The sequence below is a fragment of the Enterococcus hulanensis genome (genome assembly GCF_005405485.1).
In the GTDB taxonomy this organism is placed as follows: Bacteria; Bacillota; Bacilli; order Lactobacillales; family Enterococcaceae; genus Enterococcus_A; species Enterococcus_A hulanensis.
Genome location: NZ_BJED01000001.1, coordinates 399,061 through 416,643 on the forward strand (window position 1 = coordinate 399,061; position 17,583 = coordinate 416,643).

The 17,583-nt window shown below is 41.6% G+C and carries 14 protein-coding genes; 11 read left to right on the forward strand and 3 right to left on the reverse strand.

Annotation, left to right across the window (positions count from 1 at the left end; all coding sequences use genetic code 11):
• Positions 1-58: 58 nt before the first annotated feature.
• From FFR60_RS01865 to FFR60_RS01890, 6 genes are all read left to right on the forward strand, one after another.
• On the forward strand, positions 59-2,026 hold the full coding sequence (locus FFR60_RS01865; protein ID WP_137662756.1) for a BglG family transcription antiterminator: 1,968 nt from the start codon (positions 59-61) through the stop codon (positions 2,024-2,026).
• A gap of 133 nt (positions 2,027-2,159) precedes the next feature.
• A complete protein-coding gene (locus FFR60_RS01870; RefSeq protein ID WP_137662757.1) occupies positions 2,160-2,636 on the forward strand; it encodes a PTS sugar transporter subunit IIA in 477 nt (158 codons plus the stop codon).
• A 2-nt stretch (positions 2,637-2,638) separates the two neighbouring features.
• The gene (locus tag FFR60_RS01875) at positions 2,639-2,932 is read left to right on the forward strand and encodes a PTS sugar transporter subunit IIB (protein ID WP_242551129.1); all 294 of its coding nucleotides are present in this window, start codon (positions 2,639-2,641) and stop codon (positions 2,930-2,932) included.
• 21 nt (positions 2,933-2,953) lie between these two features.
• Positions 2,954-4,345, forward strand: a complete 1,392-nt coding sequence (locus FFR60_RS01880; RefSeq protein ID WP_088935073.1) for a PTS transporter subunit IIC — start codon at positions 2,954-2,956, stop codon at positions 4,343-4,345.
• 123 nt (positions 4,346-4,468) lie between these two features.
• Positions 4,469-5,614 carry a galactonate dehydratase gene (gene dgoD / locus FFR60_RS01885; RefSeq protein WP_137662758.1) on the forward strand — a complete coding sequence of 382 codons (1,146 nt, stop codon included), beginning with the start codon at positions 4,469-4,471 and terminating at the stop codon, positions 5,612-5,614.
• A gap of 13 nt (positions 5,615-5,627) precedes the next feature.
• Complete coding sequence (locus FFR60_RS01890; protein ID WP_137662759.1) at positions 5,628-6,260, forward strand: bifunctional 4-hydroxy-2-oxoglutarate aldolase/2-dehydro-3-deoxy-phosphogluconate aldolase; 633 nt, start codon at positions 5,628-5,630, stop codon at positions 6,258-6,260.
• 277 nt (positions 6,261-6,537) lie between these two features.
• Here the strand turns inward: FFR60_RS01890 and FFR60_RS01895 are convergent, their stop codons facing one another.
• Together FFR60_RS01895 and FFR60_RS01900 are read right to left on the reverse strand one after the other, a co-directional pair.
• Positions 6,538-7,971, reverse strand: coding sequence for a 6-phospho-beta-glucosidase (locus FFR60_RS01895; RefSeq protein WP_137662760.1), 1,434 nt, complete (start codon positions 7,969-7,971; stop codon positions 6,538-6,540).
• Entirely contained in the window at positions 7,961-9,256 is a 1,296-nt protein-coding gene (locus tag FFR60_RS01900) for a PTS sugar transporter subunit IIC (protein WP_137662761.1), read from the reverse strand. Before FFR60_RS01900 ends, FFR60_RS01895 begins: the two co-directional genes overlap by 11 nt.
• An 86-nt stretch (positions 9,257-9,342) precedes the next feature.
• Between FFR60_RS01900 and FFR60_RS01905 the strand changes: the two genes are divergently transcribed.
• Positions 9,343-10,188, forward strand: coding sequence for a MurR/RpiR family transcriptional regulator (locus FFR60_RS01905; RefSeq protein ID WP_137662762.1), 846 nt, complete (start codon positions 9,343-9,345; stop codon positions 10,186-10,188).
• 347 nt (positions 10,189-10,535) lie between these two features.
• Here FFR60_RS01905 and xerS read toward each other — a convergent pair whose 3' ends face one another.
• The gene (xerS, locus tag FFR60_RS01910) at positions 10,536-11,645 is read right to left on the reverse strand and encodes a tyrosine recombinase XerS (RefSeq protein ID WP_137662763.1); all 1,110 of its coding nucleotides are present in this window, start codon (positions 11,643-11,645) and stop codon (positions 10,536-10,538) included.
• A 218-nt stretch (positions 11,646-11,863) separates the two neighbouring features.
• On the opposite strand from xerS, the gene FFR60_RS01915 reads away from it, so the two are divergent.
• The 4 genes from FFR60_RS01915 to FFR60_RS01930 all read left to right on the forward strand — a co-directional run bounded on the left by FFR60_RS01915 (position 11,864) and on the right by FFR60_RS01930 (position 17,583).
• Entirely contained in the window at positions 11,864-12,913 is a 1,050-nt protein-coding gene (locus FFR60_RS01915; protein ID WP_137662764.1) for a bifunctional transcriptional activator/DNA repair enzyme AdaA, read from the forward strand.
• Positions 12,914-13,118: 205 nt separating this feature from the next.
• On the forward strand, positions 13,119-15,335 hold the full coding sequence (locus FFR60_RS01920) for a hypothetical protein (protein ID WP_137662765.1): 2,217 nt from the start codon (positions 13,119-13,121) through the stop codon (positions 15,333-15,335).
• Between the two features lie 252 nt (positions 15,336-15,587).
• A complete protein-coding gene (locus tag FFR60_RS01925; protein WP_137662766.1) occupies positions 15,588-16,229 on the forward strand; it encodes a TetR/AcrR family transcriptional regulator in 642 nt (213 codons plus the stop codon).
• A 115-nt stretch (positions 16,230-16,344) separates the two neighbouring features.
• Complete coding sequence (locus FFR60_RS01930) at positions 16,345-17,583, forward strand: MFS transporter (protein ID WP_137662767.1); 1,239 nt, start codon at positions 16,345-16,347, stop codon at positions 17,581-17,583.

A 17,583-nucleotide genomic window follows, 5' to 3' on the forward strand; every position in this document is an offset into this window, starting at 1 on the left:
TTGTAGAAGTTTTTTTGAAGTACTATTTTTTTAAGTATACAAATTGAAGGGGATAAAGATGAGTAAAATGCAGCGAATTTTGCAAGTAGCAACCTATTTGCTTGAACAGCCGAAAGAAGAATACACGAACTCGCGAAAATTAGCTGAGCTTACCGGCGTTTCTACCAAAACGGTCTTAAAAGACTTGAAGTCCCTTGAAATCAGAAAAATATTGGGAAATGCGACCATTGAAAGAAAAGAGCATGTGGGGATTCGTTTAATCGCCAGCAGCGACCAGCGAAAGAAATTAGCCAATACCTTATATGAATTATTGCGGACAGACAAATTACTCTTACCCTCAAGTCTGGTGGATTCGAATGATTTTGAGAAGATCTGTTTAATTTTGCTGCAATCAAAAGACGGGGTGAAAAAAGAGGAACTAGCCGCCATTTTATATCGTGATTCCAGTAATCTGGATGCCGTAATTAAAGAAACGGAGCGTTTTGTTGCGCAATTTGAGGTCACGCTTTCAAAGAATCGAGCCAGCGGGTTTGAGTTAGCGGGCAAGGAAGAACGGATTCGCGAACTTTTTCGGAATATCATTTTGCAAAAAATCATCATTGATAAGCCAGATCAGCTGGGGCATCAAGCTTCCGGCATTTATTTGCCAATCAAGAAACGATTAAAAAAGATTTTTGATCATACGATTCTTGATTTTGCTATTGATATGATCGATAAGGCCGAACTCAATCTAAATGAACGTTTTACCAATTATGATTATGAGATTTTGGTCACTAAACTGTGTATTAAGATCAGTCGAATGAAACTAGGGAAGTTTATTCAGACCGATAACGCGATCGACGAATCGATCCGCGAGCATTTGGTAGCTCATTTGATCATCTTTCAAATTGATGAGGTGTTCAATTTGGAGTACAGCCTTTATGAGCACAAGGACTTAACGGAAATTATCTTATCGACTAGGCGGATCAATCAAAAGACAAAAGAAGACGCGGTTTTATTGGATGAGCAGGTCTTCCATGAATTTATCTTATTTGTTGAAAGCGGGCTAGGTGTTGAGCTGACGAGTGATGAAGAACTGAAAAAGAATCTGCTGGATCATATCTTGCCGGCTATCAGAAGGGTGCGCTATGGGATTCAAATTGAGAATCCTCTGCTGAAACAAATTCAGCTGCAGCATACCGATGTTTACGTGTCAGTATTGACTGGTATCGGGATCATTGAAAAGGCCGAGGAAATTAGTTTTAATGATGCGGAAATTGGGTTTGTCTGCCTGCATATTATTGCGGCTATGAATCGAAATTCGCAACAAGGATATATTAAGACGATTTTTGTCTGTGATGAGGGGCAAGCGGTCACTTCTTTTTTAGCCAGCAATATTCAAAAAGCGTTCCCTGAAATTAAAATCATCGAAAGAGTTTCCAGTGACAAGCTTTCTCCGCAGTGTAATGAGGCAGATGTAATCTTCAATGCCACCTCTGCCATCATCCGCTATGAGAATGTGCCTACTGTGAGTGTCACTGAGCTGCTGAACGAGGGCAGTATGAGTGACATCGGCAATTGGATCATCAACAGAGAATATGAAAAGTTAGCAGGAAGTGCCGATACTTTGAAGGACAGCTTCCTTTATTATCGGGATCAACTGTCTACGAAAGAAGAACTGATTACTAAGTATTCTGCCTTATTGGAAGAAAAGGGCTTTGTCGATAAAGACTTCGGCCCATCAGCTTTAACGAGGGAACAAACGATACCGACCACTTTAGGCAGAGGGATCGCATTGCCTCACGGGTCATCGGATCATGTAATTCATTCGTGTATTCTGATAATAAAGTTAGAACAAACAATCGAATGGAGCGGTCATCAGGTTGATCTGGTCTTTTTGACGGCGGTCAATCAGAAGGATGTCGAATTTCACCGAAGCTTCTTTGAACAACTATTTAAGATTATTTCAAATGAATCCTTATTAAATGAGATCAAATCGATCGTTGATGTTGAAGCCTTGAAGAAGATCTTGTTTCCAACTAAATAGAATTCGTATTCTAGGGAGACAGTTCCACAATCAGATTATTTGTGGAACTGTTTCCCTTAAAACGTCTATTGATAGTGGAAGCTCAACTTAGCTAAGATTTATTTGTAAGAACAAGCAGAAAAGGAGGTTTAAGATGGGTGATATCGCAAGTCTATTGAATCGCGATCTTGTTCATTGCCAGGTGGCTGCAGCGGATAAAAACGAGTTGCTGAAAAAGATGTCCACAGCGATGCATGAACAAGGGTATGTGAAAGAAGGCTATATAGAAGGTGTGCTGGCCAGAGAAGCAGCTAGTCCGACTGGTCTGCAATTAGAAGTTTACGGCTGTGCCATTCCACATAGTGAAATGAGTTATGTGAACAGACCCGTAATTTCGGTAGCAACATTGTCAAACGCGGTGACATTTAATCGAATGGATGACTTTAAAGCAGTGGTGGATGTACGTTTAGTCTTTATGTTGGCGGTTGATGAGGGATTAAAGCAAGTAAATACCCTGCAGACATTGATGCTTCTCTTGCAGGACAATGAAAAGGTAGCAGAATTAGTGCAAGCAACGAATTCAGATGAAATATTAAACGTTTTTGATACTTTAGAAAAGGCAGGTAAATGATTATGGAAAAGAAAAATATTTTAGTCGTATGTGGAAATGGTGCAGCAACATCAACGATGGTCTTACAAACCTTGAAAGAAATGTTTGATGAAAAAGGGGTGCGGGTTGAACTGGCACAGAAGAAAGTACAGGAAGTCAATGAATTGATCAAAGATGATTATTATGACATGGTCGTCTCTACCTCGGGGACCGATTTTGTGAATCCTCATAGCATTCCAGTATTCAGCGGGGTTCCGTTGCTGACGGGCCTTGGAAAAGAGCAAATGTTAGACGACGTTTTAGCCGCTTTAAAATAGGTTTAAAGGAGGAGTTAAAAAATGGAGCAGTTTATGGAAACATTTAAATTTGTGATGAGCAACTTTGGAGCGGCGATCATGCTGCCGGTGCTTATCTTTGTCGTTGAACTATTTTTAAGGGTACCGATCGCAAAAGCAGTCAAATCTGCCATTTACATCGGTATCGGCTTAAATGCACTGATTTCAATTTTGAATCCATTCTTCTTAGGTCTGATGGGCGGCGCTGTGCAAGACATGGTTACTTCAACGGGCATCGAGCTGCCGTATTTAGATACAGGCTGGGGAATCTTGTCGGCATTAAGCTATTCGACTTCGATTGGAGCGGCGATCATTCCGGTGGGCTTAGCAGTGAACTTCCTGTTATTGAAGGTCCGCCTGACGGATACGTTAAATTTAGATATTTGGAATTATTGGGTCCTTGCATTTACAGGTAGTTTAATCTACTACCAGCATGGCAGCTATTTTCAAGGTTTAGCCGTTGCAGTTGCGCTTGAGATCGCGCTGCTTTTATTGGCAGATTTCACTGCGCCGATTTGTCAAAAATTCTTCGGCTTGCCGAATATTTCAATCTCTCATATTACCTTCCATGGCGGAACAATCGTGGCGATGATTTTACGAAAACCGCTTGAGCTGCTTGGAATCACGAAAATTAAAGCAAACTCCGAAGCGATTCGCTCTAAATTAGGGCTGTTTGGCGATCAAATTGTTGTGGGATTCTTAGTAGCTGTGCTGATTGGGATCGTTGCTTGGTTTAATCGTTTAGCCGATTTGGAAACTTGGTCAAATATTTTGAAACTAGGTGTGGGGACAGGAGCATTTATTTATCTGTACCCTAAAGCAACAGCAGCCTTGCTGGAAGGGTTCCGCACGCTAAGTGATCGTGTCCGGGAAGTGCTTCAGAACAAAGGGAACGATCGCACCCTTCATTTCGGAATGGACGGCGCATTAACTGTCGGTCATCCGGATGCTATTACGGTGGGATTATTAACGATGATCACAACGGTGGCTTTGATCTTTTTATTACCGGGCAATAAGTTTCTGATGCTCGCTGATTTAGGCGTAACACCGTTCTTTTTAGCAGCTGGCTGTGCGGTAGTCATGAAAGGCAACATCATTGCTTCTTATATCTCGACCACAGTTGCCGTAATTTTAACGTTGTACGGATCAACGATCATTTCTCCAGTCTTTGCTGGAATTGCCGGTTCGATGGGCTTTGATATGGCTGATACGGGGGCTGCTCAAGTAGGAGCGGATCAACGTCCGCTGCAATCTTTGTTCTATTTCATCGGACAAAGTCCTGTGCTTGTTGCGATAGCTATTGCGGTGATTTTAGGAATCATGTATGTCGTTAAGAAAAAGCCTGCAATCAGCAACTTCATTTTAGGCGTAGAAGAACCAGCCGAAGAGGCGTAGCAAGAACCTTGGGCGGGTCTATTAAAGACTTGCCCCTTTTATGTTGGGAGGCTCTTATGGCACGTCTGTAATATGATCGCCGTACTAAGCAGCAAATCTTATGGAATAAGGAGCACGCGATAAATGAAAATTGTAGATATTGAAGTATTTAAAGTAAAACCCCGTTGGATTTTTGTGAAGGTCAATACGGACGAAGGAATTTCTGGTTGGGGCGAATGTATCGGTGGGACAAGAACCGAGACTGTCGTCAACTGTATTAAGGAAACAAGCGAGTATCTGATAGGAAAAGACCCGATGGAAATTGAGCGCCACTGGCAGTTAATGTACCGCTTCTTCTTCAGAGGCGGCCCCGTCCACATGACGGCTGTTTCGGGTATTGAGATGGCGTTGTGGGACATCAAAGGAAAATATTACAATGCCCCAGTCTATGATTTACTGGGGGGAAAAGTGCGTGATCGCTTGATGGTCTACTCTTGGATCGGCGGAGATCGGCCAGATAAAGTTGGCGAAGATGCCTTGGACCGCCGTTCACGCGGCTTTAAGGCCGTAAAATTGTTGGCTACTGAGGAAATGCACTACATTGACAGCTACGACAAAGTAGAGAAGGTATTGAACAATATGCAGGCGATTCGCGATTCAGTCGGGATGGACCTGCAAGTCGGGATTGATTTTCATGGACGGGTCCATAAGGCAATGGCCAAAACCTTGATTAAGGAGTTAGAAGCTTTTAAGCCGATGTTTATTGAAGAACCCGTCCTGCCGGAAAATGAAGAAGCCTTTATCGATCTCGCCCAACGAACGAATATCCCATTAGCCACTGGCGAAAGACTATGCAATCGTTGGGATTACAAGCGATTAATAACCAGCGGAGCAGTCGATATTATCCAACCAGATGCCGCTTTGTGCGGAGGAATCTTGGAGACCAAAAAAATCTGCGCAATGGCTGAAGCCTATGATATCGCAGCGGCACCTCACGCGCCATATGGGCCAGTTGCTCTAGCCGCGACATTTCAAATTGATGCCTGTACGCAAAATGTTTTCATCCAAGAGCAAAGTCTCGGCATTCACTATAATAAAGGCTTTGATCTGTTAGATTTCGTGAAAAACAAAGAGATTTTCCACTATATCGACGGGTTTGCAGAAGTACCGAAAGGCCCCGGATTAGGAATTGAAATGAATGAAGAGCTGATTCGAGAAGTAGCAGTAGACGATTTAAGCTGGTCAAATCCAAAGTGGAAAAATTACGATGGGACCATGGCTGAATGGTAAGGAGCAATTGCAGATGAAGGACTTAGAAATTTTACAAAAAATGAAACAGAAAAAAATTTGCGGAATCATACGAAAAGTCACGGCAGCAGAAGCGCAAGAGATCACCGGGGCATTAATAAATGGTGGTGTGTCAATCATCGAAGTGGCTTTTAACACTCCGAATGCTGCTGAAATCATCGCTATTTTGAAGCAAGAGTACGGTGACGCTGTAATTATTGGCGCAGGAACCGTCCTGGACACAGAAACTGCCAGAAGTGCCATCTTGGCAGGCGCCGATTTCATCTTGTCGCCAACCCTTCATATAGATGTAATTCGAATGTGTCAGAAATACAATGTTCTTGCCGTTCCAGGCGTGTTTACACCATCAGAAATTATTCAAGCCTGGGAAACCGGCGCAAGAATTGTCAAAGTTTTTCCAGCGGTTACCTTAACACCTACGTTTATCAAACAAGTCAAAGGGCCGTTAGACCAAATTGAAATCATGGCAGTAGGTGGGATCAACGAAGAAAATGCGGCGGACTTTCTTCATGCCGGAGCCTGCTGTGTAGGCGTCGGAAGTGATATAGCCGGATTAAATCTGTTGCACCAAGGTGGAGCTAGCCTAGTCTCCAAAAAAGCTAAACAGTTGGTGCAGCAGATTATATAATAACTGATTAATAGATCAAGCGTTGCTGGGAAATCACGAAAGGTTTCTCAGCAGCGTTTGAACAATGATATTCTTTTCAAATGAAATTTTTAACGACACTCAACGAATGATACGCTCCCCAAAACTAGGACTTAATTATTTCTTTGACCTAGTTAGGGGAGCGTATCATTGATTGAGGATTTTTGTGTTTAAATGGATTTATTTTCGGGAAGTTTCAGGATAAAAGGGGAGGAAAATCCAACCCTTGATCCGAAGTCTACCTGAAGCTAAAGAATTTCTATTCGTAGGTCAAGTTTTCACCATTAGTGAAGATGACTTGTTTATACCATTCAAAACTGCGCTTTTTGCTTCTTTTCAAACTACCTTGTCCTTTATCGTCGCAGTCAACGTGGACCAAACCATAACGTTTACTCATTTCACCGGTACTAGCTGAAACGACATCAATCCACCCCCAAACCGTATAACCTAATAGATCAACGCCGTCTTCGTCTACCGCATTTTTCATTTCTTGGATGTGTTGTTGCAAATATTTAATGCGATAGTTATCAATTATTTCACCTTGTTCATTGGGGATATCTTTAGCACCAAGACCATTTTCAACGACGAATAAAGGTTTTTGGTAGCGATCGTACAAAGTGTTCATGGTAATCCGCAGTCCTAATGGGTCGATCTGCCAGCCCCATTCGCTAGAGGAAAGGTATGGATTTCGCAAAGAAACAGCTAAATTGCCTTCTGTCGTTTCGTATTTTCCATCTTCGCTGCTGATACATTTAGAGGAATAATAAGAAAAGCCGATAAAATCAACTGTGTTGTTTGCCAAAATTTCTTCATCCTCAGGAGCTTTTTGAATCGTTAGACTATTTTTTTCAAAATATTTCAACATATAAGTTGGATATTTCCCTCTGATTTGAACGTCGGTAAAAAAATATCCTTTGCGATCGGTTTGTTTGGCTAGCCAGACATCTTCAGGCTTGCAGCTGTAAGGATAAGTATCACCAGCAGCCAACATACAGCCGATTTGATTACTCGGATCAATTGTACGAGCTAGTTTAGTTGCAAGAGCACTAGCGACCAATTCATGATGTGCTGCTTGGTACTTTACTTGGTCTTCGTTGTCTCCAGGTTCAAAAACTAGACCTGCGCCTAAAAAAGGTTCACGTAAAATTACGTTTATTTCGTTAAAGGTCATCCAATATTTCACCAGTCCTTTATAGCGTTCAAATAACGCTCGGCAAAAGTTTAGATAAAAATCGATCATTTTTCGATTACGCCAAGATCCATATTTTTCAATCAAATGAACTGGACAATCAAAATGAACAATTGTCACAATTGGTTCGATCTGATATTTTTTACATTCACTAAAAATATTTTCGTAAAATTTCAAGCCAGCTTCATTTGGTTCTTCTTCATCGCCATTTGGAAAAATTCTGCTCCAACTGATGGATAAGCGATAAACTTTAAATCCCATTTCAGCCATTAACATAATGTCTTCATGGTAGCGATGATACATATCGATTCCTTGGTGGGCCGGGTAATAGTGATCTTTTTCAAATGTTAGACTTTTTTTCTGACCTTGAGAGATTGCTCTACGATCAGGTCCTAAAGGCAGCAAATCGACATTTGCTAAGCCGCGATCGTCCAAGGAGCTACCGCCTTCACATTGATTGGCGGCTGTTGCGCCGCCCCATAAGAAATTATTTTTAAATCCCATCTTCAACTCCTATTCCACCACTGACAAGCGATGATTCCTCGGTATTTTTGGATTCCTTTTGCTCTTCTTGGTAACTAATTGCATCTAATTTGCGTGCAAATGGGAAATAGACTATGAAGGACAAGCCTAAAATGAGTAATTGCAATAGTGCAGTTCGCCAACCGCCAACTAAAAATCCAGAGATGATTGGCGGCGTAGTCCACGGAACAATAATGCCGCCATATAAAGGACAAATCCCTGTGTAAAGTGCGACATATTGAATAATCGATGACAGGATCGGCATCAAAATAAACGGAATACCTAGAATTGGATTAAGCACCACTGGAGTTCCAAAAAGAATTGGTTCATTTACATTGAAAATCGATGGAAAGAAGCCTAATTTTCCTAGTTCTTTATACTGAGCAGATTTTGCAAAAAAGACAAAGTATAAGACAAGTCCTAAAGTAATTCCAGATCCAGAGATGGTTAAACATTGATCCCAGAATTGCTGAGTAACGATGTGACCGCCGTTTTCTAAAGTTAAGGCTTTTCCGGCATCTAAAATTTCCTGATTAGCTAGTGAATTTGCTGTTAAGAGTGGCAACACAACACCGTAGACGATCGTTGCTCCGTGGATTCCAAAGAACCAAAGAAAAGGAACCAAGCCGGCAATGATGATCGCACCAGCAAAACTATCTGTTAATCCTTGTAATGGCGTTTGTAGCACCCGATAAATCCATTCAACAAAAGTAGTATTGAAAGCAAGTTTGAAGATTCCATAGACAATCGCTGAAATTCCTACCATGATACCGGCGGGCATTTTGATACGAATATCGCGTTTCATTAAGAAACAATAGCCGACACCAACCAAGAGACCTACAATAATGGCACAAACCATTCCTTTTCCAGATGTCCAATCTTTAAAAATGACATTGACCAACTCACCTTGTTCGTTCGTAACAGTCGAAGGTTGCAGAAGAATGAAGCAGGCGAGGCTGATGATCGCTGCACCAAAAGACTCATAGCCTTCATTCTTCACATACGTATGAGTAATTCCCATAACTGCTACCAAGGCCATTAAGTTAAAAGTTGCACTATAAGCTTGGGTCAAAATGTCAGCTAAGCCCGAGGAGGTCACTGCTTCTGCGATTGAAGGAATGGGAATATTGGCTAATAGTAGAAAGATTGTTCCGACGATCAATAAAGGCATTGAGAATAGCAGACCATCTTTTAATGCTCGAATCCCTTTGCTATTAACAAAAGTCATAATTGCTGGCATCATTTTTTCATTAAACACTTTTTTCATTTTTAACATCCTTTCGTAAAAAAACTCGTTTCCTGAATAAAATTTTCCAATGGTATAATTAAGGAAAAAATTGGAGGAACAGATCAGTGAAATTACTTCGCGAACTGAAGAATACTAATAAATTTTCGGAATCTGAAAATCACATTGCTGGATATTTGTTGGAGCATTTAGATACTTTGAGCAATTTAACATTAAACAAGCTAGCCGCTGAAACGTTTACGAGTCAGGCGACTGTCAATCGTTTTTGTAAAAAAATGGGTTTTCGTGGTTTTTCCGACTTTAGGCTAAAGCTTTCGCAAGAAGCTGCTTTATCTCAACGAGTCGCAGTTTTACCAACGGAAAATTTGATTGATGCGGCAGATTCCTTGAATATTATTAGTGGCAAAATCTCGTCGTATTTTATTAGTGCGATCGAGGAAACACGTAGTTCATTGGATTTGATACAGTTAGAAAGAATTACTGAGCGTATTATGAGCAGTAAACGGATTGATTATTTTTGCTTTGATGATAATTTTTATATCGCCGAAAATATCACTTCAAGTTTTATGTCCGCTGGAATCCATACACTGTCTTTCAGCCAAAGTAATCTGCAGTTTCTACAATCGATTATTATCGAACCAAATGATGTCGCGTTCATTTTTAGCAAGAGCGGTACAAATAAGAAATTGATTGAGATCATGAAGCTGTTGAAAGCCAAAAATATTTATACCGTTCTGTTTACACCAGTTTTGGACTCACCATTAGCAATGCTGGCAGAAGAAGTTGTCTATGTGGTTAATAATGAAAATTTTCTTGATCTTGGCTATTCATTATTCAGTGTTTCTCTCCATTATTTACTAACCATTTTGGCGGAGGCAATCTTGGCGAAAAATACCAAGAAGGCTAAAATGATCGATCAAGTGTATAGTGATATTGCTGAAAAATTTTATTGATTATTCCTCCTTTTCTTTATTAGGTCCCATTGTTTAGCGCTTACATAAAGTATATGTATTTTGACAGAAGCAACAAGATGATTTCCTGATACTGCAAGATAAGTATCAGCTTTTTTAAGGAAAGCTAGTGTTTGGTTGCGAGTTTTCTATCATCGATGTTATTGAGCACAAATAGAATGTTTGACTGAAGATGATCGAGAGTTATTCATTTACTTTTTAATCTGTAAGATGTTGAGTTGGAGTAGTGATTATTAAAAAATGATCAATCTGAAAAAGACAAATAAAGAGCAACCTCAAACATCATTGAGGTTGCTCTTTGGTTACTTATTTAGTTACTTTGCTTATCTTCACGTCCATAAATCATTCATCGCATCGCGTTTTTGCTTTCCTGCGATATGTGTATAGACGGTTGTCGCCGAGGTGCCGGATTGTCCCAGCTGTTCTGCGACTTGAACGAGCGAGTTGGTTTTGCTGTATAATTGGGTCGCTACTGAGTGGCGCAATTTATGGGGTGAGATTTTGATTTTGAAGGCTTCTGAATATTTGCCCACCATGGCCTCGACGGCACCGCTGGCAATTCGTTTGGCCTTCCCGCGATAGCGAGTCAGAAAAAGTGCTGTTTCATTCTCGTCTGGCTGATAAAGCTGATTCCGTTGTGTCAGATAGTCGGTTAAATATTCGATAGCGATGGAGGAAATGACTACCATATCCCATTTTCCGCCTTTACGATAGACCCGCGCTTCTCCGGCATTCAGATCAAGATCCGACACATTCATGTTCACCAGTTCAGATAAACGCATGCCGGTTCCCAGAAAAAGCCCGATAATCGCCAGATCCCTCACTTGGTTTTTCTTAAAAGCAGTGATCGCCTGGCGAGATTCCAAGGTATCGATATAACGCTTTTCGACAAAATCCAGAAAGTCCAAGGCTTCTTCATCCAAGAAGAGTTTCTTCTCAATTGCTGCCCCGCGTTCGGCCATCGTTTTATTATCCTTGACATTTGCGACTTTTCCCATCATATTGTGTTCAAGATAAGGTTTGCCGGTCTTGCGGTCGATCGCTTCACTTAGATAGCTGAAAAGTGAGCGCAAAGCAGTAACGCCCCGTTGAACGGTAGCATTTTGCCGCAAGGGGAGAGCTTGTTCGTTTTCTTCCAGTCTTTTTTTGGTGGATTCCTTTAAGATTTTCGGCGCCTTCACCAGATGGGCTTTATAAAATTCCAAATCTTCCGGCCAAAGTGCCGCAAATTCTGCCAAAGTGATCTCGGACAGCTTTTCGGCTGAGGAAAAGCCTTCTTGGATCAGCCAAGTCAAAAAGCGTCGGTATTCCTTGGCGTATTCATATAAGGTGATGGAAGAATATTGATCACCGCTCTTTTTTCGAAAATAATTTTGGACGAACCAGGGGAAAAATTGGATTTCCTCCTGCATCCGTCGATTGGCTTCTTGTTGATTCATGGCTGCCAACTCCTTTATAACTAAAAGTATAAGACAGTGACGATTCGTTGTCAAACAACAGTTATTTTATGAATGCCAATTATCTATGAAACAATCCGATAAATCTATTGTTCGTTATTTAATACATACTGAAAATAAAAAATAGTTGTTCATTTTTCGAAAGATATTCTTAAAAATCAGAGGTATACTTTAAGAGTAAAGCAGGGGAGGGAGTACTCATGATTACTTCAAAGAAAAAACAGGAAGAGTATTATCAGGCATTAAAGGAAAAGGACCGAAATTACGATGGCATCTTCTTTGCCGGTATCAAAACGACCGGGATTTTCTGTCATCCTACATGTCGTGCTAGAAAACCAAAGTTCGAAAATTGCGAGTTTTATCCGACAGCAGAGGAGGCCTTGTTAGCAGGCTATCGGCCATGCAAAATTTGCCAGCCACTCTCGTTTCCGCAGGCGATCCCGGACGAGGTTCAATTATTAGTCAATGCAGTGGAGGAACATCCGGAAAAGCGTTGGAGGGAAACTGATTTTTCTGCGATTGGCTTGAACTCGGCGACGGCCCGCCGAAAATTTAAAGAGGTCTACAATATGACCTTTGTTCAATACGCACGAGCTCGCCGGATGGGCTTGGCCTTCAAAGAAATCAGCCGCGGCAGCAAAGTGATCGATCAACAGCTTGAATTAGGCTATGAATCTTCCAGCGGATTTAATGATGCTTTTACCCAAATTATGGGAAATCCTGCGAAAAAAGTCGCGGCACGACCATTGAACGCATCGTTTATTTCGACACCGATCGGACGAATGCTGAGCCTGAGCGATGATGAATACTTATATTTATTGGAGTTTGAGGATCGTCGCGGTTTGGAACGAGAGATCGAGCAGCTGCGGGTAAAATATAATTTCCGAATCATTTACGGTCAAACGATTATCAATCAGCAAGTGGAACAACAGTTGGGCGAGTATTTCAGAGGCGAACGGACAGAATTTTCATTGCCGCTGTTTTATGATGGTTCACCTTTTCAAAAAGAAGTCTGGAAAATCCTAGAAACGATCCCCAGCGGTGAGACTTTGAGTTATCGCGACATCGCACTGCGTTTAGGTGATAAAAATAAGGTGCGGGCAGTTGGACGGGCGAATGGCACGAACAAAATCGCGATCGTCATTCCTTGTCATCGCGTCATCGGCAGTGACGGAAATTTGACCGGCTATGCGGGCGGCTTGGAACGGAAACAATATTTGCTGGAGCTGGAAAAGAAAAGTAGAAAATAGGAATATCGTTGGAAGAAAGATGGGCGCTCAGTCTGTCTTTTCTTTCAACCTTTTTTTATGATTGATCCTCGAATCTTTACTTAAGATTTCTTTAAGGGAAGTTGGTTAAGTTGAGTTTAGAAAAAGTAACACGAATAACCAACGTATCATCGCTTGTGAACTCAGTTACGATTTTCTGCGATGATCATCCTGAGGAGGAGAAGTAATGAATAAAAAAATAGCTTTAATAGGTATCACTGTTATCACAAGCGTCTTATTGTTGGGAGGCTGCAACAGCGCCGATACGACCACGGTAAGTACCAGTGAAGAAGAAGCAAAGACAGAAGAAAAAGAAGAAACAAAGGAGAGCACGGCCGAATTAAAGGATGCAGCAAGCAAAACGAGCATTGAAGAAGCCTTGAATTTGAAAAACAATGAAGGGCAGGAGTGGACGTATACGAAGGATGATGATGCCTGGGTCTTGACTTCGGTCACTACGGTCACGAATCCTGAGATTGAAGATCAGCAAGGCGTGTCAGTCTGCATTCCGGGTGCTTACGTTACAGGGATCGACACGAATGATGACGGAACCGCCGATATTACTAATGACAGCTATTCCGAAGCGGTCAAAGGCTCATTGGTGATCGACTATGACGCTAAAGTCACCAGTACCAACGGACAAGTCTACACTGCCAAGACAGCTCCGGTTATTTTAAATACTGGGGCAGCCGGCTACAGTTCGTCCACCAACTCTGACGCCGCGACTACCTATGCCAGTGATGGCTATATCAACGTTGCCTGTGGGAATCGCGGAAAACAAGATACTGCCACAGACGAAGCAGGAGAAACATATTATACTGGCGATGCGCCATTATGCTTAGTGGATCAGAAAAATGCGGCTCGCTATGTCAAATACAACATTTTGCTGGGAAATCTGCCCGGCAGTGCTGACTATCTTGTTTCTACCGGAGGATCGGGCGGCGGTGCTCATGCGACTATGTTCGCGGCGACTTCGAACAATTCTGATTATTACGATTATGAGATTGAAGCCGGAGCAGTCGGCGTTTACGAAAACACGGACGGCACTTACTCCACCACAGTCAGCATCAATGGAGAAGATCAAGATCTGTCAGATGGCGCTTGGGGCTGTATCGCTTATAGTGCTATCACGCCTTTAGCTGAGGCCGATGCTGCGATGGGCTTTGAGTATTTCTTAGATAGTACGTATGAGTTCGGCAGCACCTTCCAAAGTCAATTAGCCGAATATCTGTCAACAAGTTATATGGATTATATCAATGATCAAAACCTCTCTGTGTCAGAAGCTGAGATCGGCTTTGATCTAAATGGTGATGGTGATAAGAAAGATACTGTGAAATTATCGATTAAATATGACTTAGAAAAATACCCTGAAACAAATGGCTATTACGGGACTTATTTGGATCTGTATCTGGCGGAATTTACGGAAAATCTTCAATGGTATTTAGACAATCTTGATTATTCGGAGGGCTGGACTTGGTTCAAGGAAGATGGAACAGCGCTAAGCAATGAAGAAGTCGCGGCCATGAGTTCTGAGGATCGATCAACGGCGTTTATTGAAGGACGCTATGCGAAGAGTACAAGTACCGAAAACGGACCTGGCGGAATGGGCGGTCCTACAGGCGGAGGACCAACTGGAGGAATGCTTGGTGGAGCTGGCATGCCGAACATGCAGGGTGGGGCAGATGCAGTCGGAACACCAGATGCCGGCACTTCACAATCCGCAACAGGCGGTGTTGATTCTGCTAACTATGAGACTTTTGAAGAAATGCTGGAAGCTTATAAAACCGATATTGCAGAAATCGAAGCAGGGGACAAATATGGAAACAATCTTGTCGATCTGTACAATCCGCTGAATTATATTGACGCAGAGGACACTGAAAATCCAACATGGTCCAAGATTGTCATGGGCGCTGCTGAGGGCGATATGTCAATGTTTACATCCTTGAATTTGCAAATTGCTTGGTTGAACGCAGGAGTGGATGCGACGATTGAATGGCAATGGGACGGCGGTCACGTACCATCTGAGGTGCTAGGCAATTCCTTCAGTCTCTACGTTGATCAAATGTATGGAGAATATGTTGACGGCGCAGCTGAAATTAAAAAAGCTCAAGCAGAACCGCAAACCGAAAATGGCACCGATACAGAAGCAACCGGTACTGATATCAGCAGTTGGATCAAGTATAGCGATACGAGCAACATTTCCTTCTCATTAGCCGATGCCGCTAACTATCGAACGGAAAACGCTAAAAAAGCCATTCCAGGCTTTGATGCGATTGATTATGGTCAAGAAGATTATGTATTTGGCAGCTCAACCAAGGATGCGCGCCACTGGAATAAAACCCTATTAGATATTTTCACTGAAAATAGTGAACAGCTTTCTCCTTTATTTAATAAGAGTGAATAATAGAAAGATTCCTCAATAATTATTTATGTAAAAAAGTAGAGCTAGTTGAAGGATTACCTTTCAGCTAGCTCTTTTTATGTAAATCGGCACGGGGAGTGAAAGGGCAGCAGCCGGGTCATACCAGAGATAAGCGGACTATTAATATCGCAAATAAGATATTTCAAAAAACAATTATTAAAAACCGTTTGACAATTAGCCCAAACCAGTCTATAGTCTTAAATAGATACCGGTGGTATGTTGGGAGTTGAGAAAATGCCGCGAGGAAAAAATCCGGAAGAAACCAGACAGAAAATCTTAGACGTTTCGAAAAAACTTTTTTTAGAAAAGGGCTACGACAATACCTCCATCCAAGACATTGTAAATGGTTTAGGGGGAATGACTAAAGGAGCGATCTATCAGCATTTCAAATCCAAATTTGAGATTTTTGAAACGATCATTGAACCGGCCGAAACTGCCGAAGAAAGCTTGAGGAAGCATAAGGGGGACACCGGGATGGAAAGGCTGCAAAGTGCGATCTTAGACGCCTTTACAGATTATTCCCGCATGAAGCTGAATTATTCAGCCGCTGTGACGCTGCGCAGTCCGCGTTTTATCGGTGAACAGTTTATCGAGATGTTTCAAGTAGTGATTCCTGAAATCAAGAAAATCGTGGAAGAGGGAATAGCAGACGGATCGATCGAGACAGAGTATCCTGAAGAGGTCGCAGATGTTTTGATGATGAATCTGAATTCCTGGATTGGGCTGCACCTCACCGTTTTTACCGAGGAACAGCTTAAACGAAAGGTTCTTTTCACCAAGAAATTGTTCGACGGTATCGGTATTCCGATTTTCAATGAAGAGATTATGACAGAAGCCTACAAAATGTTTGAGTATATTAAAAAAGATAGCAAATAATCAGCTATTTTTTTTAAACAAATAGATACCAACGGTAGGTATGTAAATGTATTATTTGAAATGTCACTAGTTTTTGAGGTTGTCGCTTAAGTATCAGGAAAGCAGGGAGTTTATTATGAGAAAAAATAAAAATTTTAATTTACTAATCGGGAGTCAATTATTTTCTGTTTTAGGAACGACGATCGTTCAGTTTGTCATTTCTTTGTATGTATTAGATATTACGAAATCGGCTTTGACATTTAGTGTGATTGCTTCACTATCGATCATCGGACGACTGATTTGTTTACCATTTTGCGGAGTATTAGCAGATCGTCTGCCAAAAAGAAATTTAATGCTGCTGATGGATTGTCTGTATCTGGTTTTATCCGTAGGGCTCTTTTTAGTCACTCGACTAGCTGACCCAGTGACAGCGATTGGCATTCTGACTGTCATCATCGGTATGGTTTCGGCCTTCGAAACCCCCGTGGTACAATCGGCCATCCCAGTGATTTGTACAGAAGAGGAAATTCCGCGTGCTAATGGCATTATTAGTTCAATCGGAACGTTAGGGACGGTATTGGGGCCAATCATTGCCGGAATTATTTATCGATTTGATGCTGTTTATCAAATTTTCGCAATTACTGGGGGACTATTTTTGATAGCAATTCTTTGTGAAGTCGTATTAAATATCCCTAAGCAAACGCAAGCTGCTATGAACGGTACGCTTTTGCAGGTCGTGGTTGGTGATTTAAAAGAAGTGACTCATTATTTAAAAGCTCAAAAGGTCATTGTTAAAGTAGCCATCGTGGCTTTTCTGTTAAACTTTTTCTTAGCTTCATTCATTCAAGTAATCATTCCATATGTTTCACGAATCCAGCTAGGCGTCAGCGACGCGCAGTTTGGTTTAATGAATACCATTTTAGCCATTGGAAGCTTGCTGGGGACTGTCATTTACGGCATCATTGCCAATCGACTAAATGAAACAAGTATTTCTAAAAATTTGATTTTAGTCGCGATCTTATTTGGCTTATTGGTCATTCCATTTGGTTTGATTCAGGATCCGACGTTAGCTTTTTGGATCATGACGATCATCGTCGCAAGTGCAATGGGTGTGGTCACAGTCGCTTCAGTCCAATTGATCGTTTATATTCAATTGGTTTCTGATAAAGCGTTGCTGGGTCGCATCATGTCATTGGTCATGATCGTAACAACATTGGCTATTCCTTTAGGGCAAGTCATGTATGGTGGTTTTGCGGCCACGGCTTCGACAGAAATGCTGCTGGTTTTGATTGTTGCCACTTCACTTGTCACTGTTTTGATCGCAATCTTTTCAATCAGAATCTTCAAACAAATGCGGGTAGAAAACGAAGTGTAA

Coding starts and splice junctions, on each gene's coding strand:
- FFR60_RS01865 (WP_137662756.1), top strand. CDS start 59: ATGAGTAAAATGCAGCGAATTTTGCAAGTAGCAACCTATTTGCTTGAA.
- FFR60_RS01870 (WP_137662757.1), top strand. CDS start 2,160: ATGGGTGATATCGCAAGTCTATTGAATCGCGATCTTGTTCATTGCCAG.
- FFR60_RS01875 (WP_242551129.1), top strand. CDS start 2,639: ATGGAAAAGAAAAATATTTTAGTCGTATGTGGAAATGGTGCAGCAACA.
- FFR60_RS01880 (WP_088935073.1), top strand. CDS start 2,954: ATGGAGCAGTTTATGGAAACATTTAAATTTGTGATGAGCAACTTTGGA.
- dgoD (WP_137662758.1), top strand. CDS start 4,469: ATGAAAATTGTAGATATTGAAGTATTTAAAGTAAAACCCCGTTGGATT.
- FFR60_RS01890 (WP_137662759.1), top strand. CDS start 5,628: ATGAAGGACTTAGAAATTTTACAAAAAATGAAACAGAAAAAAATTTGC.
- FFR60_RS01895 (WP_137662760.1), bottom strand. CDS start 7,971: ATGGGATTTAAAAATAATTTCTTATGGGGCGGCGCAACAGCCGCCAAT.
- FFR60_RS01900 (WP_137662761.1), bottom strand. CDS start 9,256: ATGAAAAAAGTGTTTAATGAAAAAATGATGCCAGCAATTATGACTTTT.
- xerS (WP_137662763.1), bottom strand. CDS start 11,645: ATGAATCAACAAGAAGCCAATCGACGGATGCAGGAGGAAATCCAATTT.
- FFR60_RS01915 (WP_137662764.1), top strand. CDS start 11,864: ATGATTACTTCAAAGAAAAAACAGGAAGAGTATTATCAGGCATTAAAG.
- FFR60_RS01920 (WP_137662765.1), top strand. CDS start 13,119: ATGAATAAAAAAATAGCTTTAATAGGTATCACTGTTATCACAAGCGTC.
- FFR60_RS01925 (WP_137662766.1), top strand. CDS start 15,588: ATGCCGCGAGGAAAAAATCCGGAAGAAACCAGACAGAAAATCTTAGAC.
- FFR60_RS01930 (WP_137662767.1), top strand. CDS start 16,345: ATGAGAAAAAATAAAAATTTTAATTTACTAATCGGGAGTCAATTATTT.